The 19,297-nt window shown below is 61.2% G+C and carries 19 protein-coding genes; 10 read left to right on the top strand and 9 right to left on the bottom strand.

Features of this window, described 5'->3' with window-relative positions; translation table 11 throughout:
- Nucleotides 1-17: 17 nt before the first annotated feature.
- From NTD89_RS12995 to NTD89_RS12985, 3 genes are read right to left on the bottom strand one after another with little or no spacing between them, the layout of a single operon-like run.
- The gene (locus NTD89_RS12995) at nucleotides 18-290 is read right to left on the bottom strand and encodes an oxidative damage protection protein (RefSeq protein ID WP_106577463.1); all 273 of its coding nucleotides are present in this window, start codon (nucleotides 288-290) and stop codon (nucleotides 18-20) included.
- On the bottom strand, nucleotides 287-1,354 hold the full coding sequence (gene mutY / locus NTD89_RS12990; RefSeq protein WP_262208064.1) for an A/G-specific adenine glycosylase: 1,068 nt from the start codon (nucleotides 1,352-1,354) through the stop codon (nucleotides 287-289). The genes NTD89_RS12995 and mutY overlap by 4 nt, the downstream gene beginning before the upstream one ends.
- On the bottom strand, nucleotides 1,351-3,567 hold the full coding sequence (locus tag NTD89_RS12985) for an AsmA family protein (RefSeq protein WP_262208062.1): 2,217 nt from the start codon (nucleotides 3,565-3,567) through the stop codon (nucleotides 1,351-1,353). The genes mutY and NTD89_RS12985 overlap by 4 nt, the downstream gene beginning before the upstream one ends.
- Before the next feature lie 326 nt (nucleotides 3,568-3,893).
- On the opposite strand from NTD89_RS12985, the gene NTD89_RS12980 reads away from it, so the two are divergent.
- The gene (locus NTD89_RS12980) at nucleotides 3,894-5,555 is read left to right on the top strand and encodes an OFA family MFS transporter (protein WP_145159872.1); all 1,662 of its coding nucleotides are present in this window, start codon (nucleotides 3,894-3,896) and stop codon (nucleotides 5,553-5,555) included.
- Between the two features lie 60 nt (nucleotides 5,556-5,615).
- On the opposite strand, the gene NTD89_RS12975 is transcribed toward NTD89_RS12980, so the two are convergent.
- Both NTD89_RS12975 and NTD89_RS12970 read right to left on the bottom strand, forming a co-directional pair.
- A complete protein-coding gene (locus NTD89_RS12975; RefSeq protein WP_262208060.1) occupies nucleotides 5,616-6,953 on the bottom strand; it encodes an HdeD family acid-resistance protein in 1,338 nt (445 codons plus the stop codon).
- A gap of 38 nt (nucleotides 6,954-6,991) precedes the next feature.
- Nucleotides 6,992-8,248 (bottom strand): MASE1 domain-containing protein, encoded by a 1,257-nt coding sequence (locus NTD89_RS12970; protein WP_262208059.1) that lies wholly within the window; start codon nucleotides 8,246-8,248, stop codon nucleotides 6,992-6,994.
- A 220-nt stretch (nucleotides 8,249-8,468) separates the two neighbouring features.
- Here NTD89_RS12970 and hisB point away from each other — a divergent pair, with 220 nt between their 5' ends.
- The 6 genes from hisB (at nucleotide 8,469) to NTD89_RS12940 (ending at nucleotide 12,337) form a co-directional block, all read left to right on the top strand.
- Nucleotides 8,469-9,062 carry an imidazoleglycerol-phosphate dehydratase HisB gene (gene hisB, locus NTD89_RS12965; RefSeq protein ID WP_003218037.1) on the top strand — a complete coding sequence of 198 codons (594 nt, stop codon included), beginning with the start codon at nucleotides 8,469-8,471 and terminating at the stop codon, nucleotides 9,060-9,062.
- Nucleotides 9,062-9,700, top strand: coding sequence for an imidazole glycerol phosphate synthase subunit HisH (hisH, locus tag NTD89_RS12960; protein ID WP_262208058.1), 639 nt, complete (start codon nucleotides 9,062-9,064; stop codon nucleotides 9,698-9,700). The genes hisB and hisH overlap by 1 nt, the downstream gene beginning before the upstream one ends.
- Nucleotides 9,701-9,958, top strand: coding sequence for a DUF2164 domain-containing protein (locus tag NTD89_RS12955; RefSeq protein ID WP_145159881.1), 258 nt, complete (start codon nucleotides 9,701-9,703; stop codon nucleotides 9,956-9,958).
- Between the two features lie 39 nt (nucleotides 9,959-9,997).
- Nucleotides 9,998-10,735 (top strand): 1-(5-phosphoribosyl)-5-[(5-phosphoribosylamino)methylideneamino]imidazole-4-carboxamide isomerase, encoded by a 738-nt coding sequence (gene hisA / locus NTD89_RS12950; RefSeq protein ID WP_145159883.1) that lies wholly within the window; start codon nucleotides 9,998-10,000, stop codon nucleotides 10,733-10,735.
- Nucleotides 10,736-10,744: 9 nt separating this feature from the next.
- Nucleotides 10,745-11,515 (top strand): imidazole glycerol phosphate synthase subunit HisF, encoded by a 771-nt coding sequence (gene hisF / locus NTD89_RS12945; RefSeq protein ID WP_003171107.1) that lies wholly within the window; start codon nucleotides 10,745-10,747, stop codon nucleotides 11,513-11,515.
- Nucleotides 11,516-11,581: 66 nt separating this feature from the next.
- Nucleotides 11,582-12,337, top strand: coding sequence for a substrate-binding periplasmic protein (locus NTD89_RS12940; RefSeq protein WP_145159885.1), 756 nt, complete (start codon nucleotides 11,582-11,584; stop codon nucleotides 12,335-12,337).
- Nucleotides 12,338-12,617: 280 nt separating this feature from the next.
- Here NTD89_RS12940 and NTD89_RS12935 read toward each other — a convergent pair whose 3' ends face one another.
- From NTD89_RS12935 to gpmI, 4 genes are all read right to left on the bottom strand, one after another.
- Nucleotides 12,618-13,391: a divergent polysaccharide deacetylase family protein gene (locus NTD89_RS12935; protein ID WP_106577473.1), complete on the bottom strand. Its 774-nt coding sequence runs from the start codon at nucleotides 13,389-13,391 to the stop codon at nucleotides 12,618-12,620.
- Nucleotide 13,392: 1 nt separating this feature from the next.
- Nucleotides 13,393-14,721 carry a S41 family peptidase gene (locus tag NTD89_RS12930; protein ID WP_145159889.1) on the bottom strand — a complete coding sequence of 443 codons (1,329 nt, stop codon included), beginning with the start codon at nucleotides 14,719-14,721 and terminating at the stop codon, nucleotides 13,393-13,395.
- A 30-nt stretch (nucleotides 14,722-14,751) separates the two neighbouring features.
- Complete coding sequence (locus NTD89_RS12925; RefSeq protein WP_145159891.1) at nucleotides 14,752-16,047, bottom strand: murein hydrolase activator EnvC family protein; 1,296 nt, start codon at nucleotides 16,045-16,047, stop codon at nucleotides 14,752-14,754.
- A 258-nt stretch (nucleotides 16,048-16,305) separates the two neighbouring features.
- The gene (gpmI, locus tag NTD89_RS12920; RefSeq protein WP_242198735.1) at nucleotides 16,306-17,832 is read right to left on the bottom strand and encodes a 2,3-bisphosphoglycerate-independent phosphoglycerate mutase; all 1,527 of its coding nucleotides are present in this window, start codon (nucleotides 17,830-17,832) and stop codon (nucleotides 16,306-16,308) included.
- Between the two features lie 151 nt (nucleotides 17,833-17,983).
- Between gpmI and NTD89_RS12915 the strand changes: the two genes are divergently transcribed.
- Genes NTD89_RS12915 through secB form a run of 3 tightly spaced genes read left to right on the top strand, consistent with a single transcriptional unit; the run spans nucleotide 17,984 to nucleotide 19,175 of the window.
- Nucleotides 17,984-18,397: a rhodanese-like domain-containing protein gene (locus tag NTD89_RS12915; RefSeq protein WP_145159895.1), complete on the top strand. Its 414-nt coding sequence runs from the start codon at nucleotides 17,984-17,986 to the stop codon at nucleotides 18,395-18,397.
- 1 nt (nucleotide 18,398) lies between these two features.
- Nucleotides 18,399-18,653 carry a glutaredoxin 3 gene (gene grxC, locus NTD89_RS12910; protein WP_106577477.1) on the top strand — a complete coding sequence of 85 codons (255 nt, stop codon included), beginning with the start codon at nucleotides 18,399-18,401 and terminating at the stop codon, nucleotides 18,651-18,653.
- Nucleotides 18,654-18,695: 42 nt separating this feature from the next.
- Nucleotides 18,696-19,175, top strand: coding sequence for a protein-export chaperone SecB (secB, locus tag NTD89_RS12905; RefSeq protein ID WP_106577478.1), 480 nt, complete (start codon nucleotides 18,696-18,698; stop codon nucleotides 19,173-19,175).
- Nucleotides 19,176-19,297: the final 122 nt, after the last annotated feature.

Below are 19,297 nucleotides of genomic sequence, written 5' to 3'. Positions count from 1 at the left end.
CCCCGGTTTTTGATCAATTATTGAGCAGGCGGCACGTAGCCGTCGGCCTTGGCGTAATCCTCGCCAGAAAAGAACTTGTCCATCTCGCCCTGCAGGTATTTGCGGTCTTCGGCGTTCATCATGTTCAGGCGTTTTTCGTTGATCAGCAGGGTCTGGTGTTTTTGCCAGTCAGCCCAGGCTTTGGCGGAGACGTTGTCGAAGATGTCCTGGCCTTTGGCGCCGGGGAACGGTGCGCGCTCCAGGGCAGGCAATTCTTCGTGGTACTTGCGGCACATGATGGTGCGGGTCATGACGGAACTCCTGCGTTCAATACATCGGCCGCGCGCTTCAGCAGTTTTTTCACTGGGGCGGCAAGGCCCAGGCGCGGCGGGGTGGCGAGGTTATACCAGAGCCAGTCGGCCTCGGCCACGTGATGGGCGGATTCCTCGACCTGGACCAGCCAGGGTTCGATGGCCAGCTGGAAGTGGCTGAAGGTGTGGATCAGCCCCGGCAGTTCATGCGGCGTGCCCAGCGCGAGCGCGTGCTGGTTGGCCAAGTGTTCCAGGTCCTGGAGGTCGTCGAGCTCCGGCAAGCTCCACAAACCGCCCCACAGGCCCGTGGAAGGGCGGCGGTAAAGCAGAATTGCGCCCTCGGCGTTGGCCAGCATCGGCATCAGCGTGCGCTTTTGCGGGATGGTTTTGCGCGGCTTGGGGAGTGGGTAGCGCGTCTCCAGACCGAGCATGTGCGCCTCGCAGCCCTTTTCCAGCGGGCACAGCAGGCAACTGGGTTTGCTGCGGGTGCAGAGCGTGGCGCCCATGTCCATTATCGCCTGGGTGTAGGCGTTGACGCGATCGTGCGGCGTAAAGCGCTCTGCGGTAGCCCAGAGCTGCTTGGCGACCTTGGGCTCGCCGGGGTAGCCCTCTTGCGCGGTAAAGCGCGCCAATACGCGCTTGACGTTGCCGTCGAGGATGGGCGCCCGCAGGCCCATGCTCAGGCTGGCGATCGCACCCGCAGTGGATAAGCCGATGCCGGGCAGTTCAGTGAGCTTTTCGACGTCCTTGGGAAACTCGCCACCGTATTGGGCGACGACGATCTTGGCGGTCTTCTGCAGGTTGCGTGCGCGGGTGTAGTAACCCAGGCCGGTCCACAGGTGCAGCACTTCGTCTTCCGGCGCGGCGGCCAGGGCTTCGACCGTCGGCAGGGAAGCCATGAACCGGTCGAAGTAATTGAGCACGGTGCTGACCTGGGTCTGTTGCAGCATGATCTCCGAGACCCACACCCGGTAAGGCGTAATGCCCTGTTGCCAGGGCAGGTCATGGCGACCGTGGCGGTCGTACCAGTCCAGCACTGCCTGTGAAAACTGCTCGTTTCTCATCGTTTGAACAGGCCTTTAAGGGCGTCTTTCAACTGCGGGTTGACCTTGTCGAGTTTCTCTTCGAGCTTCTCGCTGAGTTTGTTGCCGGCGGCTTTGACCGCAACCTGAGTCAAGCCGTCCTTGTCCAGGCGGCAGGCTTTGGCGCCTAGCTCCAGCGGGCCGCGGCAGCGCAGCGGCACTTCGATGCTCCGGAAGTTGGAGCCGACCTGGCAGGCCGGGTCCGGCACGTCGCGTGTATCGCCTTCAACGATGATGCCGACGCGATAATCCATGCCCAGCACGCGCAGGTCGATGTCACCGTTGCCGTTGACTGTCAGGCCCGGGATACGCACTTTCAGGTCCGGGTTGCTGGCCACGCCGTTGCGCAAGGTCAGGTTGCCGCGCAGTTCCTGGAACGGCGTGTCCTTGCCTTGTGGCGTGGTGGTCAAGGTCTTGCGGTTGAGCAGTGCGATGCCGGTGCACAGCTGCTGTTCAATGTTGGCGTTGAGCAGCGCGCCGTTATTGATCACAAAGCTGGCAGTGCCGTTAAGGCTGTCGATCAGCGCCTTCTGGCTGTTGCCACGGCCGTTGAGGTTGCTGTCGAGGGTGATCTGGCCTTTTACCGGCGGGGTTTGCCCCTGAGCTTGCAGGATGCGCTCAACCGGCACTTGCTTGATGTGGGTTTGCAGCGCCAGCACCGGGATGTCCTGGCGCACATCGAGTGTGCCGTTGGCCTGGAAGGTGCCGTTGTAGAGGCCGCCGCTGAGGGTATCAAGCTTGAGCTGGCCATCGATGCCGGAGGCTTTGAGTGCAGCGTTCTGGATCGGCAGCTTGCTCAGGGTCAGTTGGCCGAAGGCCAGGTCGGCGTCCACGTCCAGCGTGCGCAGGCGCGTGAGTGGCAACAGCTTGTCGGTGCTCCACGCGCCTTTGGTTGGTGCGTCCGGCAGCGGTGTGGTGCCACCGGCGGCCATGGCGCCGGCCTCGCTGTTCTGCACTTCGGCCTGGCGTGCGGCCGCTGCACCTTTGGCGGTTTCGGACTTGGCCGGCAGGTAGTTGTCGGCGTTGAAAGTATCGCCTTTGAGTTGCAGGCGCAGGGATTGCTTGGCGAAATCCTCTACAGCGATGCGGCCGGTGAAGGTGCTGCTGTCGAGTTTCAGGTTCAAGTCTTCCAGTGCCACGCTGGTAGGCGTGCCTTTGAGGCGGCTGACCAGTTCAACTTTGCTCAGGCTGCCCGCCGCCATCGGTGGCAACGGGTGGCCGACGCTGTCGAGGAACTTGGCCAGGTCAAACTGGGCAATGGACAGGGCGCCGCTGAGCTGTGGGGTTTTGTTCAGGTCATTGACCTTCAGTTCGCCCAAGGCGCGCAGCTGGTTGGCGGAGAGTTTCAGGTTGGTCCATTCGGCAATGTTGGCCGCCAAGTCCACCAGCAGTTGGCCTTGGGTGGAGAACGTTACGGTCTTGCCCTGCAGTGGCTCGCCGGTGGCTTCGCCGCTCAGCTTCATGTCTTCGAACTGGTAGCGCTGGAGCGCACGCTGGATGCGCAGGTTGCCGTTCAACTCGGTCTTGACGCGCATCAGCGGCTGGTTGCTGCCCAGGAATGCCGTGAGTTTGAGCGGAATGCTTGCGCCTTCGTGCACGGCTCCGGCGCTCAACTGGATGCTTTCGGCGCTGTACTGTTTGCCGGTCTGCTCATCGTTGTATTCAACGCGGGCGTTGTTGATGGTCAGGCTGTCGATGTCCAGGCGGATCGGTTTTGGCGGCTTTTCCGGTTCAGGTTCGGCCGGCGTTTCCGCGGGGGCAGGCACCGGCGCATTGGCCGGTTTCTCGGTCACGTTCTTGCCGATGTCCTCCCAGTTGCCGTGGCCTTGCTTGTCGCGGTTGAGGCGCAGGTTCAGGCCTTCGACACGCACATCGCTCATCTGCACTTCACGGCGCAGCAGCGGCAGCACGCGCACCGACAGGCCGAGCATCTGCAGGTCGGCAAACGGCTGAGTCGGGTTGGTCATGGTCGCGACGCTGGCTTCGTGCAATTCCAGGCCCAGCCAGGGGAACAGGCTCCAACCGATATCGCCATTGAGCGTCAGCTCGATGTGGGCCTTGTCGCGGGCAATCTGGCGGATCTCGTCTTTGTAATCGTTGGGATCGAAGAGGTGGGTCAGGGCAAAGCCCAGGGCCACAATGATCAGCAACAGCCCGAGAAGTACCAGACCCAGGATTTTGCCGAACGCTTTCATGGGCGAGTCCTTGTATGTCGATTTCAAAATTTAGCCGCAGAGTATAACGCCCGACGGCCTGCGTCAGTTCATGCATCGTTACATTGTATCTAGACGCAGCAAAATCGGATTTTGTCGCCCAACAGAGCAGGTTGCGTGAAAAAGGTGATATCAGTTTGGTTTTTCTGTCATCCACTGGTGCTAATCTGCGCGGGTTCGTCTGTCGTCTGCGACACAGCGTCGCGCTTAAAAGGAGCTTTACTCGACAACAACGGCTAACGCTCTGCGTGCAAGGCCGAGGGAGAGAGCGCCTGACGGACACATACTAATAACTGGGGGAAACACCAATGAGCACAAGCACTGCGGCTGGTAGTACTGCCGCACAGCCTGCGTTCCTGTCCAAGGAGCGCATTATCGCCAAGCCAGGGTTCAACCGCTGGCTGGTTCCACCGGCCGCCCTGGCCATCCACCTCTGCATCGGCATGGCCTACGGGTTCTCGGTGTTTTGGCTGCCGCTGTCCAAAGCGCTGGGTATCACGGCACCGGTCGCCTGCGCGCCGGACATGAGCTTCATCACGCAAGTCTTCTCGTCCCAGTGCGACTGGCCCATCTCCATGCTGGGCTGGATCTACACGCTGTTCTTCATCTTCCTGGGTTGCTCCGCAGCGATCTGGGGCGGCTGGCTGGAACATGCCGGGCCACGTAAGGCCGGCGTTGTATCGGCCTTGTGCTGGTGTGGCGGTCTGTTGATCTCGGCGTTGGGCATCTATACCCACCAGATCTGGCTGATGTGGATCGGCTCCGGCGTGATCGGCGGTATCGGCCTGGGCCTGGGCTATATCTCGCCCGTGTCGACCCTGATCAAGTGGTTCCCGGACAAACGCGGCATGGCCACCGGCATGGCGATCATGGGCTTTGGCGGCGGCGCAATGGTCGGTGCACCCTTGGCCGCAGCGCTGATGGGCCACTTCGCTTCGCCAACAAGCGTGGGCGTGTGGCAGAGCTTCGTGGTCATGGCCGTGATCTACTTCGTGTTCATGATTGGCGGCGCGCTGTCGTACCGCGTTCCGCCAACCGGCTGGAAGCCTGAGGGCTGGACCGCGCCGGCGAAAAAAGCCAGCAATGCGATGATCACCCACCGTCACGTTCACGTGAACGTGGCGTGGAAAACCCCGCAATTCCGCCTGGTGTGGCTGGTGCTGTGCCTGAACGTGTCTGCCGGTATCGGCATTCTCGGCATGGCGTCGCCGCTGCTGCAGGAAGTGTTCGGTGGCAAGTTGCTGGGTGTTGATGTGCCGTTCGGCCAGCTGGATGCCGGGCAATTGGCATCCATCGCGGCCATCGCTGCAGGCTTCACCGGCTTGTTGAGCCTGTTCAACATCGGTGGGCGGTTCTTCTGGGCGTCGTTCTCCGACTACCTGGGCCGTAAAAATACCTACTTCGTGTTCTTCGCCCTGGGCTTTGCCCTCTACGCGCTGATCCCGAACCTGGGGCACCTGGGCAATGTGGCGCTGTTTGTGGCGGCGTTCTGCATCATCCTGTCGATGTACGGCGGCGGTTTTGCCACCGTTCCGGCGTACCTGGCCGACCTGTTCGGCACCCAGATGGTCGGCGCGATCCACGGTCGCCTGTTGACTGCTTGGGCGGCGGCGGGCGTGTTGGGCCCGGTGCTGGTCAACTACCTGCGTGAGTATCAGCTGAGCATCGGCGTTGAACGTGCCGCGGCGTATGACATCACCTTGTATATCCTCGCCGGCCTGCTGGTGCTGGGCTTCATCTGCAACCTGCTGGTGCGCCCGGTGGCCGACAAGTACTTCATGACCGACGCGGAACTGGCTGCCGAACAGGCGCTGGGCCATGACAAAGGCGCCACTGCCTCTACGTCGCTGGAGTGGAAGGCTTCTTCCGCCAGCGTGCCATTGGCTATCGTGGCGTGGCTGGTGGTGGGCATTCCGTTGGCGTGGGGTGTGTGGGTGACCCTGCAGAAGACGGCGGTATTGTTCCACTGATAAACCGTTGCGCAGTGCCCGCTCATGCAAGGTGAGCGGGCCTCGGGCAGCCAGAGCGGGCTAATCCTGCTTCTTGTCAGGCAAGGCTTTGGTTGATTGACCGCGCCATGGGATGCGTTGAAACCATGGCCGTGGCACCGGATGCACGATTACCCGCAAGGCTCGGGCGTAATCCATCACCAGGCCGGGTGTCCAGGCCATGGTCATGGCGCGCTTGCGTACTTGCGCGGCAATCCACAGTTCCGGCATGAGCAGGGTCTGCAACACCGAGCGCCAGCGCCGCGACCGTTCCGCCAATACCCCATCCATCGAGGCTTCCAAGGCAAATGCCACGCTGCTCGAGCAGTTGCGGTAGGTCAGGTTGTAAGTGGCCTGTTGGCGATAGTTATTGGAAAACTCAATCAACGCCTTGCGGCTGTACCGGTGAAAAATGATCTTGCGGTCCGAATCGCACCAGTTGGCCACTTCGGTGGCGTAGTCCGGCTGGAAGGTGCCCGGCACGTCATTGTTGCGAGTGGCCTTGAGAATGCGGAAAAACTCTGACGGTGAGCGATCGATGTCTGCAACCGGATACAGGCTCAGGTACACCGACGGCGACAGTTCAAGGGCAGCGTGCCCGGTTGAAATCACGCCTTGTGCGTCCACGGCCGCGATGTAGCGATTGATGATCGGGCGGGGAATGGTGGTTGCGCTGGCGGTGCCTTCCGGCGTCCAGATATGCACCACCAGTGGATCGGTGCAGGCAGGCTCCGGCTCAGGCTGCGGCGGCGGTTCCTGCGGCGGCAGCTTCTTGAAATCCGATAGCAGATCCCTGGGCGCAAGCAGCTCGAACGTCGAGGTGCCATGGCGCAATCGCCTGACGCGACGCGCAATGCGTACCGTGTTCAGGCCGCTGACGATCATCAGCGCGCCCAGAAAAAAAGACACGGTGGCACTGTTGGCGATCGGGTACGGGCTGACCAGCAACCCGGCGAATACCACTTGGGCGCCGCCGCTGATCAACGATGATCGCCAGCGCGGGAACCTGACGACCCAGGCCGAGGTGATGGTCAGCAGGCCGATCACAAAGTAGGTAAAGCCAAAGATGATCGCCAGCAGCAGGTTGCTGTAGACCTTGTCGGCAAGAATCAATACCGCGACAAAAAAGCAAATCCCGCCCTTGAAATACAGCACGGCGCGCTGGGTACCCACGCCGCTGGCGGCCACGCTCAGGGTGACAATGCTTTCCAGCAGCAACAGCAAGCCGAACGCGCGCAGCGGAAAGTACAACTCGCCATCCAGGCCGTCGATCATCACGCCAACGCCCATCACGCCCCATACGATACCGATCAGGCCGAGAAACCAGAATTTGGATCGGACGAATTCAACGCCGAACAGCAGTAAAGCAATCTGAATCATGAAGGTACTCGTACAGGTAGACGCTGATCGGCAAACGTTCAGGAATAGCGACTGCTTTGCCAGTTGCCGACAAATACTTGGCCCCTGGCATCGCGCATGGCGCCGGGGCTTTGGTCGTAAAGGGTCAGCCAGTCACCGTTGCCTTTGTCGATGCGAAAGGCCAGCGATGAGGCGTGGGTACGGGTGTCCGGCGACCAGTGCTGTTTGAGTTTTTCGCGGTCATCGGGGTGCACGCGCGCCAGCACCTGCTCAATGGTGCCCAGGGGCCGGGTGCCGATATCCAGCAGCGAATCAAGGTTGTCGTCCCAGAGGATATCGCCTGTTTCGGGATGCAACTGGTACATCACGCCGTCGCCCCCCAGCCGTCCGGTTTGCGGGTCGTAGGGCCTGGCCGATTGCGTCATCAGGCGTATCACCACCACCAGCAGGGCGGTAATGGACAGGTAGCTTTGCGCAAGCAGCAGAGGCTCGCCTTCGAGCAGGCCCGGCACATAAAACGGCCCGGTCTTCTGATCGGTGTAATTGACCACGATGCTGCCCAGCACCAGCAGCGCGATCGAGCCTCCAGGGCTGCGCCACGTCACGCAAACGGCAAGGGCGAGGGCGATCGGCAGGCAGGCCAGGATGAAATACACCGCAGCGCCAGCATCGGTGTCCAGCATGCTGGTGAGCCAGTGCGGCGCTGCCCCGAAGACGTACCAGGTATTCAATGCGAGCAGCAACAGCCACCCTGCGCCGGCGAGTTTCTCCCGTGCGCTGACGGGAAATTCGCGCAGGTTGCTGTTCAGCACGTTCATGACCACGACGGTCGCAAAGAACACGCCGTTAACGCCAGACATCCAGTTGGTCGTCAGCGTATGGGGTGATGTTTCCCCGGCCAGCATCAGCCAGCCCTTCCTGATCAGCGCCTGCACGCCACAAATGGCCACGGTCGCCAGCAACCACAGCACGATGGCGTGCAGGTCGTCGCCACGGCGCGCGAAACGCCGTACCAGCCAGGCAATGGCAATCGAACCTGCCAGCGCCTCAGCCGAAAGCGCGATGGCGGCCGGTGACTCCTCCCAGCCGTGCGCACCGAGCAGCACCCGCGCGATCAACAACACAAGAAACAGCATCGGCCAGTGCGCACGGCGCGAGCTCAGGAAGGCCGACACCGAGACGCCCGCCGGGAACCAGATAATCGCCATCTTCGAGACGGGGTCATCAAAGGCCAGGGAGGCCATGCCGGTCACGTAATAGGTCAACGCCCACAGGAGGAGAATGCCGCTGCGCCGTAAGACTCTGGGTATCGTCACTGTTCAGTATTCATCAGGTTTTAAACGTAGCGCTCATGTTACAGCGAAGCCGGCGCTGGCATTTGGCTAATATGCCGGGCGCACCATCCTGGAGCATGCACTTGTACGCACATGTCTAGCGCCGACACTCCATCAGTCTTATCCCCTTCGATGTTTCTGTTTAGCGCCCGCGCCCCTATAATGGCTGCCTTTTTCGCCCAATGATTTTGCGGAGCTGGTGATGGCCGAACGTAAGGCGTCCGTCGAGCGCGACACTCTGGAAACCCAGATCAAAGCCTCGATCAACCTGGATGGCACCGGAAAGGCCCGATTTGATATCGGTGTACCTTTTCTTGAGCACATGCTGGACCAGATCGCCCGTCACGGGCTGATCGACCTGGATATCGTCAGCAAGGGCGATCTGCATATCGACGACCACCACACGGTGGAAGACGTCGGTATCACCCTCGGCCAGGCATTTGCCAAGGCCATCGGCGACAAAAAAGGCATTCGCCGTTACGGTCACGCCTATGTGCCGCTGGACGAAGCGCTGTCGCGTGTGGTCATCGACTTCTCCGGCCGCCCAGGCCTGCAGATGCACGTGCCCTACACCCGCGCCACCGTGGGCGGTTTCGACGTTGACCTGTTCCAGGAGTTTTTCCAGGGCTTCGTCAACCACGCACTCGTCAGCCTGCATATCGACAACCTGCGCGGCACCAACACCCATCACCAGATCGAAACCGTGTTCAAGGCGTTCGGCCGCGCGCTGCGCATGGCCGTGGAGCTGGATGACCGCATGGCCGGGCAAATGCCCTCGACCAAGGGCGTCCTGTAATGCAGACGGTCGCGGTTATCGATTACGGCATGGGTAACCTGCACTCGGTGGCCAAGGCCCTCGAGCACGTAGGCGCCGGCAAGGTGCTGATCACCAGTGATGCGAATGTGATTCGCGAAGCCGACCGGGTGGTATTTCCTGGTGTTGGCGCGATTCGCGACTGCATGGCCGAGATCCGCCGCCTGGGCTTTGACAGCCTGGTGCGCGAAGTCAGCCAGGACCGCCCGTTCCTCGGCATCTGCGTGGGCATGCAAGCCTTGCTCGAGCGCAGTGAAGAGAACGACGGCGTCGACTGCATCGGCCTGTTTCCAGGCCAGGTGAAGTTCTTTGGCAAGGACCTGCACGAAGACGGTGAACACCTGAAAGTCCCGCACATGGGGTGGAACGAGGTGCGCCGTACCGTCGACCACCCGCTGTGGCACGAAATCCCGGACATGGCGCGTTTCTACTTTGTGCACAGCTACTACATCGCCGCCGGTAACCCGCGTCAGGTGGTCGGTGGCGGGCACTACGGCGTCGACTTCGCCGCCGCGCTGGCCGAAGGTTCGCGTTTTGCGGTGCAATTCCACCCGGAGAAGAGCCATACCCATGGCCTGCAGTTGCTGCAGAACTTCGCCGCCTGGGATGGTCGCTGGTAAATGGCCAGGAAGCCGAAGCAGCCGATCTTGAACCTCACCCCCGAGCAGGAGAGTGAGGCTACCCTCAAGATCAAGCGCTTCATGGAGGACCGCTTCGAGCTCAAGCTGGGCTCGTTCGAGGTCGCCGAGATTCTTGAGTTGTTCACCACCGAAGTGGCGCCGCACTATTACAACAGGGCGATTTTCGACGCGCAGACGCTCCTTAAAGAAAGGTTCGAAAGCATCGAAAGCGACTTGTGGTCGCTTGAGAAACCCTGATTTCCCAAGCATTGCTGAATATCGAATAAGGTTTGCCAGATGCTGATTATCCCCGCTATCGATCTCAAGGACGGCGCTTGTGTACGCCTGCGCCAAGGCCGCATGGAAGACTCCACCGTGTTCTCCGATGACCCGGTGAGCATGGCTGCCAAATGGGTAGAAGGTGGCTGCCGTCGTCTGCATCTGGTGGACTTGAACGGCGCCTTCGAAGGCCAGCCGGTCAACGGCGAGGTGGTGACCGCCATCGCCAAGCGCTACCCGAACCTGCCGATCCAGATCGGCGGCGGCATTCGCTCCCTGGAAACCATCGAGCACTACGTCAAGGCCGGCGTGAGCTACGTGATCATCGGCACCAAGGCCGTGAAAGACCCGGCGTTCGTTGCCGAGGCCTGCCGCGCGTTCCCGGGCAAAGTGATTGTCGGCCTGGACGCCAAGGACGGTTTTGTCGCTACCGACGGCTGGGCTGAAATCAGCACCGTGCAAGTGATCGACCTGGCCAAGCAGTTCGAAGCCGACGGCGTGTCCGCCATCGTTTATACCGACATCGCCAAAGACGGCATGATGCAGGGCTGCAACGTGCCGTTCACCGCCGCGTTGGCCGCCGCCACCAATATTCCAGTGATCGCTTCCGGTGGTATCCACAACCTGGGCGACATCAAGTCGCTGCTGGACGCCAAGGCGCCTGGCATCATCGGCGCCATCACCGGTCGCGCGATCTATGAAGGTACCCTGGACGTCGCCGAAGCCCAGGCTTACTGCGATGCCTACAACGGCTGAGGACTGACCATGGCGCTGGCCAAACGCATCATCCCTTGCCTGGACGTCGACAACGGTCGCGTGGTCAAGGGCGTCAAGTTCGAGAACATCCGTGACGCCGGCGACCCGGTGGAAATCGCCCGTCGCTACGATGAGCAAGGTGCCGACGAGATTACCTTTCTCGACATCACCGCCAGCGTCGACGGCCGCGACACCACGCTGCATACCGTCGAGCGCATGGCCAGCCAGGTGTTTATCCCGCTGACCGTCGGCGGTGGCGTGCGCACCGTGCAAGACATCCGCAACCTGCTCAATGCCGGCGCGGACAAGGTCTCGATCAACACCGCCGCGGTGTTCAACCCGGAGTTTGTCGGCGAAGCCGCGCAACACTTCGGTTCGCAGTGCATCGTGGTCGCCATCGACGCCAAGAAAGTCTCCGGGCCGGGCGAAACCCCGCGCTGGGAGATCTTCACCCATGGCGGTCGCAAACCTACCGGGCTGGATGCGGTGGAGTGGGCGATGAAGATGGAAGGCCTGGGCGCCGGTGAAATCCTGCTGACCAGCATGGACCAGGACGGCATGAAAAACGGCTTCGACCTCGGCGTGACCCGCGCCATCAGTGATGCGCTGGGCATTCCGGTCATTGCCTCCGGCGGTGTCGGCAACCTGCAGCACCTGGCCGACGGCGTGATCGAAGGCCACGCCAGCGCGGTGCTGGCGGCGAGTATTTTCCACTTTGGCGAATACACCGTTCCGGAGGCCAAGGCCTACATGGCGGCGCGCGGTATCGTCGTTCGCTAAACGCTGCTGGACACCATGGCGAGCGCGCGGCACTCTCTGCGCTTGCCATGGATTCCGGTAACTTTCATGTTCAAACACCTGCTGCTCGCCCTCGCCAGTTCTTCCATGCTTTTGGCAGGCTCGGCCCGTGCCGAAGAACCGTCTGACGCCTCTTTGGTGTTGCTGACGGAAAACTTCCCGCCGTACAACATGGCAAAAAACGGCAAGAACTTCGCCAAGGACGAGAACATCGAAGGCATCGCCGTGGACATCGTGCGCGAGACCTTCAAGCGTGCCGGCATTTCCTACAACCTGACCCTGCGTTTTCCTTGGGAGCGAATCTACAAACTCGCCCTGGAAAAACCTGGTTATGGCGTATTCGTGATGGCGCGCCTGCCGGACCGTGAAGCCCTGTTCAAATGGGTCGGCCCCATCGGCCCGGACGATTGGGTGTTGCTGGCCAAGGCCGACAGCAAGATCCAGCTGGATGACCTGGAGCATGCGCGCCGCTACAAGATCGGCGCCTACAAAGGCGACGCCATTGCCGATACGCTGGAAAAGCAAGGCCTCAACCCACTGGTGGTATTACGCGACCAGGACAACGCGCAAAAGCTCCTGGATGGCCAGATCGACCTGTGGGCCACCGGTGATCCTGCCGGGCGTTACCTGGCGCGTCAGGTGGGCGTGACGGGGCTCAAGACCGTGTTGCGCTTCAATAGCGCGCAACTCTACCTCGCGCTGAACAAGGACGTGCCGGACGAACTGGTCGCCAAGCTTCAGGCCGCGCTGGATCAGCTGCGCAAAGACGGCGTGGTCGACGAGATCATGGCGCGCTACCTCTAACGGGCAAGAACTACTGTGGGAGCTGGCTTGCCTGCGATAGCGGTGGTTCAGCTGAAATAGTTGTCACTGAAAGGGCGCTATCGCAGGCAAGCCAGCTCCCACAGGTAATACTGCATTTCAAATGCACCCATGCGGCGCACTGCAATCAGCGGGAAAACCACGGTCAAAAATGTGGGAGCGGGCTTGCTCGCGAAAGCGTTGTGTCAGCCACTCAATCTGCTGACTGACCCACCGCTTTCGCGAGCAAGCACGCTCCCACACGGGAATGTCGCCATCTGATCTAACGGTACTGACCGTTCTTGCCATGCCCGGCCATGGCCTGATTGCCGCGCACGCTGATCATCAGCTTGATATCAATCCAGTCGATGCCCTGCGCCTTGAGCTTGGGCAACTCGCGCTCCAGCACCGCCAGCGTCTGCGGATAAGGGTGGCCGATCATCACCACCGAGCCCTGCTTGTGCGCCAGCTTGATCGCGGTTTGCAGTTGCGTGGTAATGGCCGCCTCGGTGCGCTCGTCATCGAGGAATACATCCCGCGAGACATGCGCCAACCCAATCTTTTGCGCTTCGGCGGCGGCAACGGTTTGCGCGCTGGTGCGGCTGTCGACAAAGAACTTGTTACGCCGTTGCAGCTCGCCCATCAACCAGGCCATGGCGTCCCGTTGGGCAGTCATGCGGCTGCCCATATGGTTGTTGATGCCAGCGGTGTAGGGCACGGCCTTGAACGCGGCGTCCAGGCGTTTGCCGAGTTCTTCGATCGGCAGCTCGGGGTGCCAGGCGAACGGGCCGGTGGCCGGGTCCATGGGCATGTGCAGGATCACAATCTTGCCGGCCTTGTGCGCTTCGCGGGCGAATTCGGCGGCGTGGGGCGTGTCCGGCATCACCGCCGTGGTCACCGGCCCGGGCAGGGCCAAGACGCGACGATCCCGAGGCAGGTTTTGCCCCAGGTCGTCGATGATGAGGGTCAGGTAGGCTTTGTGTGGCTCGCCGTCAGGCGTCGCGTGGGCGACGCCTGCCAGGCTGCACAGCAGGGCGATGATCAGGGCAAAACGCATATCAACGGCTGCGCGTGATGCTCAGGCCTTTCAGCAGGCTCAGCGCCTGGGCCAGTTGGTAATCGTCGTCCTGCGGCATCGGCTTGGCTTTGGCGCCGCTGCCGGTTGGCTGGTCGGCACCGCCGTTGCCATTGCCCAGGTGACCTTGCAGGTCGGCCTCTTTGTAGTACTCGCTGTCGATCTCGTTGGTGATCTTGGCTTTACGCACTTCGATGTCCGGGACGATGCCCTGTGCCTGAATCGAACGGCCGTTCGGCGTGTAGTACAGCGCCGTGGTGATCTTCAATGCGCGGTCATTGTTCAGCGGCAGCACGGTTTGTACCGAGCCTTTGCCGAAGCTGGTGGTGCCCATCAGCACGCCGCGTTTCTGGTCCTGCAGGGCACCGGCGACGATTTCCGACGCCGAGGCGCTGCCGCCGTTGATCAGCACTGCCAGTGGCACGCCTTCGCTCAAGTCATTGCCGGTGGCCGAGAAGCGCAACTCGGAGTTGGCGATGCGGCCTTTGGTGTAAACGATCAGGCCCTTGGTGATGAAGTGGTCGACCACTTCCACCGCAGACTGCAACACGCCGCCCGGGTTGTTACGCAGGTCGAGCACGATGCCGTTGAGTTTCTTCCCGTTGTCTTTGCGCAGCTTGGCCAGGGCCTTGGCCACTTCGTCGCCGGTCTTGACCTGGAACTGGGTGATACGGATGTAGCCGTAGCCGGACTCCAGCAGTTGGCTCTTCACGCTCTTGACCGTGATGGTCGCGCGGGCCAGGGTCACGTCAAACGGGTTGCCGCCGTCGCGCACCAGGGTCAGGGTGATTTTCTGGCCGAGCTTGCCACGCATCTTGTCGACAGCTTCGGTCATGGTCTGGCCGCGAGTCGGTTGACCGTTGATCTTCACGATCAGGTCGCCAGCCTGGATGCCAGCTTTGGACGCCGGCGTGTCGTCGATCGGCGAGACCACTTTGATCTGGCCGTCTTCGGAGCCGACTTCGATGCCCAGGCCGCCGAACTCGCCGCTGGTGCTTTCCTGCAACTCGGCAAAATCTTCCGGGCCCAGGTAAGCGGAGTGCGGGTCGAGGTTGCTGAGCATGCCTTTAATGGCATTTTCCAGCAGGGTTTTATCGTCTACGGGTTCGACATAGGCTGCCTTGATCCGGTCCATGACCTCGGCAAAGGTGCGCAACTCGTCCAGCGGCAGCGGGGCCTTGGTGGTCGCAGCCGTGGTCGCGGTCGTGGCGGCGGGTGCAGCCCCAGCGGCCTGGTCGGCAAAAGCCAGAGGCGCGCCGATCACCAGGGCGATCGTCAGGGCCAGCGAAGTGAGGCGGGACAAATGCAGCATGTCGAACGAACTCCTAATGTAGATGCGGCCCTATCCTTGGGAACGGCACCATTGTGCAGGGTCGCTCGGGCGGCCCTGCTGACGAATAGCGAAGTACAGCGCCGGAGTGTCCTGGCCACCACTGTTACCGACAGTGGAGATGGATTCACCGGCTTTTACAACATCACCTGCCGACTTGAGTAAAGTCTGATTGTGGCCGTAAAGGCTCAAATAGCCATTACCGTGGTCAAGAATCACCAACAAACCGGCGCCGCGCAGCCAATCGGCAAACACCACGCGCCCACCGTGAACGGCATGAACCTGGCTGCCGGCGGCGGCGCTGATCATGACCCCGTCCCATTTGGCGCGGGTATCGTCACCTCGGGTTTCACCGAAGCGTGCCAGTAGTCGACCATCAACAGGCCATGGAAGTTTTCCACGCGCTGAAGCAAAAGGTCCGCCGAACGACTCGCCGGCGCTGGAAACCAGCGGGCCAGGCGCTGCGCGCGCCGGTTTGCGTGGGGCCGGAGCGTCGGTGGTGGCGGCCAGTTCGGCTTCACGCTGACGCTTTTTTTCCGCTTCCTGCTGGGCGATCAGCGCTTTCTGCCGCGCTTCTTCGGCCTCACGTGCCTGGCGAGCCAGGGTTTCCTCGATGGTTTTGAGCACTTTGCCCAGGTCAGCCTGGTCTTGCTCGCGGGCCTGCAGTTTGGCGTCGCGGGCCTTCACATCGTCGTTGAGCTTGGCCAGGGCTAGCTGACGCTCTTTGCGGACCTTGTCCAGCTGGTCGCGCTGGGTGTCGAGGGCGGTTTTCTGGTCGAGCAGTTGCGATTGCTGGTCGGCAATTTCCTGCTCGACGTTGGCCAACTGGCGCAGGGTTTCGTTAAAACCCTTCAACTGCGCCAGGCGTGCCTTGCTCAGGTAGTCGTAATAGGTGAGGGTGCGCGCGAATTTTTCCGGGTTCTGCTGGTTGAGCAGCAGCTTGAGGTATTCCTGGCGGCCGCTCTGGTACGCGGCGCGGGCCTGGATCGCAATCAGGCGTTGCTGTTCAACGCGTGCGCTCTGGAGTTTTTTTTTCTCAGCGTCGAGTCGCTCCAGTTCCGACTCGCTCTTCTTTAATTCTTTTTGTAGCTCCTGGACCTGCTTCTCGAGCTTGCCCATTTCGGTTTCGGTACCGCGCAGGTCTTTCTGCACCCCGGATTTCTCTTCCTGGAGCTTGCCGAGCAGTTTCTTCAACTCGGTAATGTCCTGACGCGTAGCGTCCAACTGTTGTTGGGTTTGTGCGCGCTCATCGGCAAATGCCGGTTGGAGCAGGCAGACTAGAGCGAGGGTAATCAAGGCGCGAAGCATAGAGGCGGGCGACACCAGGGAAAGGGACGGCCTAGTATGCCCGCCAAGCGCCGCAAAAAAAACGCCCAATTCGGGCTGGAAGGCAAGATAGGTGCCGAGTGGCGTTGGTATGGCGAAAAGATATCTACCAAACACAGGAGATCCAATGTGGGAGGGGGCTTGCCCCCGATAGCGGTGTATCAGCCACCTCTGTGTCAGCTGACCCACCGTAATCGGGGGCAAGCCCCCTCTCACACTGTTTTGCGGTGATGCTGGGGATCAAACCAGAATCGACGTGCCGGTCATCTCTTTCGGCTTCTCCAGCCCCATCAGCATCAACATGGTCGGCGCCACGTCCGCCAGCACGCCGCCGTGCCGAACTTTGAAGTCGCGCTTGCCGACATAGATGAACGGCACTGGCTCGGTGGTGTGCGCGGTATGGGCCTGGCCGGTGGATTCATCCGACATCTGCTCGCAGTTGCCGTGGTCAGCGGTGATCAGCGCTTCGCCGCCGACTTTGTCCAGGGCGTCGACGATGCGGCCGACGCACAGGTCCAGGCATTCCACGGCTTTTACGGCCGCTTCCAGGTTGCCGCTGTGGCCAACCATGTCGCCGTTGGCGTAGTTGACCACGATCACGTCGTAACGCTGGTGCTCGATGGCATCGACGATCTTGTCGGTCACTTCCGGCGCGCTCATTTCCGGCTGCAGGTCATAAGTGGCGACTTTTGGCGACGGAATGAGGATGCGTTCTTCGCCCGGGAACGGTTCTTCACGCCCGCCGGAGAAGAAGAAGGTGACGTGAGCGTATTTTTCGGTTTCGGCGATGCGCAACTGGGTTTTGCCGTTCTTGGCCAGGTAATCGCCTAGCACGTTTTCCAGGCTGCCTGGCGCGAAGGCCGACGGGGCCGGGATGTTGGCGGCGTATTGGGTGAGCATCACGAACTCGACCTTCGGCTGGCGTGCGCGCTCGAAGTCTTTGAAGCCGGCATCGACGAATACATGGCTCAGCTCACGGGCACGGTCGGCGCGGAAGTTCATGAATACCACGGCGTCGCCGTCTTCGACTTTCACTGGCTCGCCGATGGTGGTGGCTTTGACGAATTCGTCGCTCTCGCCACGCGCATAGGCGGCTTGCAAGCCTTCCTGGGCGGTGGCCGCGTTGAATTCGGCCTGGCCGTCGACGATCAGGTTGTAGGCCTGGGCCACGCGGTCCCAGCGGTTATCGCGGTCCATGGCAAAGTAACGGCCGACCAGGCTGGCGATGCGGCCTTTGCCGAGGGCGGCGAAGGTGGCGTCGAGCAGTTCAATGGACGACTGGGCGCTTTTTGGCGGGGTGTCGCGGCCGTCGAGGAAAGCGTGCAGGTAAATTTTGTCGGCGCCGCGCTTGAAGGCCAGCTCGGCCATGGCGACCAGGTGGTCCTGGTGGCTGTGTACACCGCCGTCGGACAGCAGGCCCATGAAGTGCACGGCCTTGCCGGCCGCAACTGCTTTATCCACCGCCGCGCAAATGGCCGGGTTCTCGAAGAACTCGCCGTCACGGATCGATTTGGTCACGCGTGTGAAGTCTTGGTATACCACTCGTCCGGCGCCGAGGTTCATGTGGCCGACTTCCGAGTTGCCCATCTGGCCGTCCGGCAGGCCTACGTCCATACCGGAACCGGAGATCAATCCGTTGGGTACTGTGGCGCTCAGGCGGTCGAGTACCGGCTTCCTGGCCGAGTACACGGCGTTGTCGTGGTGGCTTTCACTGTGTCCGAAGCCATCGAGAATTATCAGGACCAAAGGTTTAGGCGTAGTAGTCATAGATCCTCTCGCGGCGGTAATAAAGGAAGGCAATCTAAAAGGGAGTGGCAGTTTAAAGCGAAGTTCCGACCACGTCACCGCTTTACGGGGGTTGGCCCCCCCTGACGGCTGTGTATACTTACCGCCATTTTAACGCCCTGGAACCTCCTTGATGGTTGATCACCTGATTGCATTTGCCACTGCCCACTACCTGCTCGCGGGTGCCTTTGTCATCCTGCTGGCGCTGCTGATCGCTCATGAAATGAGCCGCGGTGGCCGCAGCCTGAGCACGTCGGAGCTGACCGCGCTGGTCAACAAGGATGAGGCCGTTGTTGTGGATATTCGCCCGGCCAAGGATTTTGCCGCCGGCCATATCGTCGGCGCCCTGAACATTCCGCAGGACAAGCTGATCGCACGCTTGCCCGAGCTGGAAAAATACAAAGGCAAGACCATCATTCTGGTCGACGCCCAAGGCCAGCACGCCGGCACCCACGCCCGCGAGATGCTCAAGACCGGTTTCACCGCCGCCAAACTGTCCGGCGGTATCGGCAGCTGGAAGGCCGATAACCTGCCGCTGGTGAAGTGATATGAGCCAGGTTGTCGTTTATTCCAGCGATTATTGCCCTTACTGCATGCGAGCCAAGGCTTTGCTGGAGAAAAAGGGCGTTGCCTTCGAAGAGATCAAGGTCGATGGCAAGCCCCAGGTGCGCGCCGAGATGACCAAGAAAGCGGGACGCACGTCCGTGCCGCAGATCTGGATCGGCGACAAGCATATCGGTGGTTGCGATGACCTGTTCGCCCTGGAGCGCGCCGGTAAGCTTGATGCGCTGCTGCTCGTCTGACTCCTAACCCCTAAAAGACCCCAAGATCAAGAAGGATCTGCGATGACTGACCAACAGAACACCGAAGCAGCGCAAGACCAAGGCCCACAATTCTCGCTGCAGCGGATCTACGTGCGTGACCTGTCGTTCGAAGCGCCGAAAAGCCCGGCAATCTTCCGCCAGGAATGGACCCCAAGCGTTGCGCTGGACCTGAACACCCGTCAAAAGGCACTCGAAGGCGACTTCCATGAAGTCGTGCTGACCCTGTCGGTCACCGTCAAGAACGGCGAAGAAGTGGCCTTCATCGCTGAAGTGCAACAGGCCGGCATCTTCCTGATCCAGGGCCTGGACGAGGCTTCGATGAGCCACACCCTGGGCGCGTTCTGCCCGAACATCTTGTTCCCGTATGCCCGTGAGACCCTGGACAGCCTGGTCACCCGTGGCTCGTTCCCGGCGCTGATGCTGGCTCCGGTGAACTTCGATGCCCTGTACGCGCAAGAGCTGCAGCGCATGCAAACAGAAGGTTCGTCGACCGTTCAGTAATGGGCCCGACGCACTAACCAATGTGGGAGGGGGCTTGTGTGGGAGCTGGCTTGCCTGCGATAGCGTCACCTGGGTATCACTGATACACCGAGGTGCCTGCATCGCGGGCAAGCCCAGCTCCC

It is taken from the genome of Pseudomonas sp. 14P_5.3_Bac1, assembly GCF_025466135.1.
In the GTDB taxonomy this organism is placed as follows: Bacteria; Pseudomonadota; Gammaproteobacteria; order Pseudomonadales; family Pseudomonadaceae; genus Aquipseudomonas.
The sequence above is the reverse complement of the archived record's forward strand: the minus strand, read 5'-3'. Positions and strand labels throughout refer to the sequence as shown.

Excerpts from the sequence above, each read along its gene's own strand:
- NTD89_RS12935 (WP_106577473.1), bottom strand. The coding sequence starts at position 13,391 with ATGCGTTTTGCCCTGATCATCGCCCTGCTGTGCAGCCTGGCAGGCGTC.
- NTD89_RS12995 (WP_106577463.1), bottom strand. The coding sequence starts at position 290 with ATGACCCGCACCATCATGTGCCGCAAGTACCACGAAGAATTGCCTGCC.
- NTD89_RS12915 (WP_145159895.1), top strand. The coding sequence starts at position 17,984 with ATGGTTGATCACCTGATTGCATTTGCCACTGCCCACTACCTGCTCGCG.
- NTD89_RS12930 (WP_145159889.1), bottom strand. The coding sequence starts at position 14,721 with ATGCTGCATTTGTCCCGCCTCACTTCGCTGGCCCTGACGATCGCCCTG.
- NTD89_RS12925 (WP_145159891.1), bottom strand. The coding sequence starts at position 16,047 with ATGCTTCGCGCCTTGATTACCCTCGCTCTAGTCTGCCTGCTCCAACCG.
- grxC (WP_106577477.1), top strand. The coding sequence starts at position 18,399 with ATGAGCCAGGTTGTCGTTTATTCCAGCGATTATTGCCCTTACTGCATG.
- NTD89_RS12985 (WP_262208062.1), bottom strand. The coding sequence starts at position 3,567 with ATGAAAGCGTTCGGCAAAATCCTGGGTCTGGTACTTCTCGGGCTGTTG.
- hisA (WP_145159883.1), top strand. The coding sequence starts at position 9,998 with ATGCTGATTATCCCCGCTATCGATCTCAAGGACGGCGCTTGTGTACGC.
- NTD89_RS12940 (WP_145159885.1), top strand. The coding sequence starts at position 11,582 with ATGTTCAAACACCTGCTGCTCGCCCTCGCCAGTTCTTCCATGCTTTTG.
- mutY (WP_262208064.1), bottom strand. The coding sequence starts at position 1,354 with ATGAGAAACGAGCAGTTTTCACAGGCAGTGCTGGACTGGTACGACCGC.
- secB (WP_106577478.1), top strand. The coding sequence starts at position 18,696 with ATGACTGACCAACAGAACACCGAAGCAGCGCAAGACCAAGGCCCACAA.
- NTD89_RS12980 (WP_145159872.1), top strand. The coding sequence starts at position 3,894 with ATGAGCACAAGCACTGCGGCTGGTAGTACTGCCGCACAGCCTGCGTTC.
- gpmI (WP_242198735.1), bottom strand. The coding sequence starts at position 17,832 with ATGACTACTACGCCTAAACCTTTGGTCCTGATAATTCTCGATGGCTTC.
- hisB (WP_003218037.1), top strand. The coding sequence starts at position 8,469 with ATGGCCGAACGTAAGGCGTCCGTCGAGCGCGACACTCTGGAAACCCAG.
- hisH (WP_262208058.1), top strand. The coding sequence starts at position 9,062 with ATGCAGACGGTCGCGGTTATCGATTACGGCATGGGTAACCTGCACTCG.
- hisF (WP_003171107.1), top strand. The coding sequence starts at position 10,745 with ATGGCGCTGGCCAAACGCATCATCCCTTGCCTGGACGTCGACAACGGT.
- NTD89_RS12955 (WP_145159881.1), top strand. The coding sequence starts at position 9,701 with ATGGCCAGGAAGCCGAAGCAGCCGATCTTGAACCTCACCCCCGAGCAG.
- NTD89_RS12975 (WP_262208060.1), bottom strand. The coding sequence starts at position 6,953 with ATGATTCAGATTGCTTTACTGCTGTTCGGCGTTGAATTCGTCCGATCC.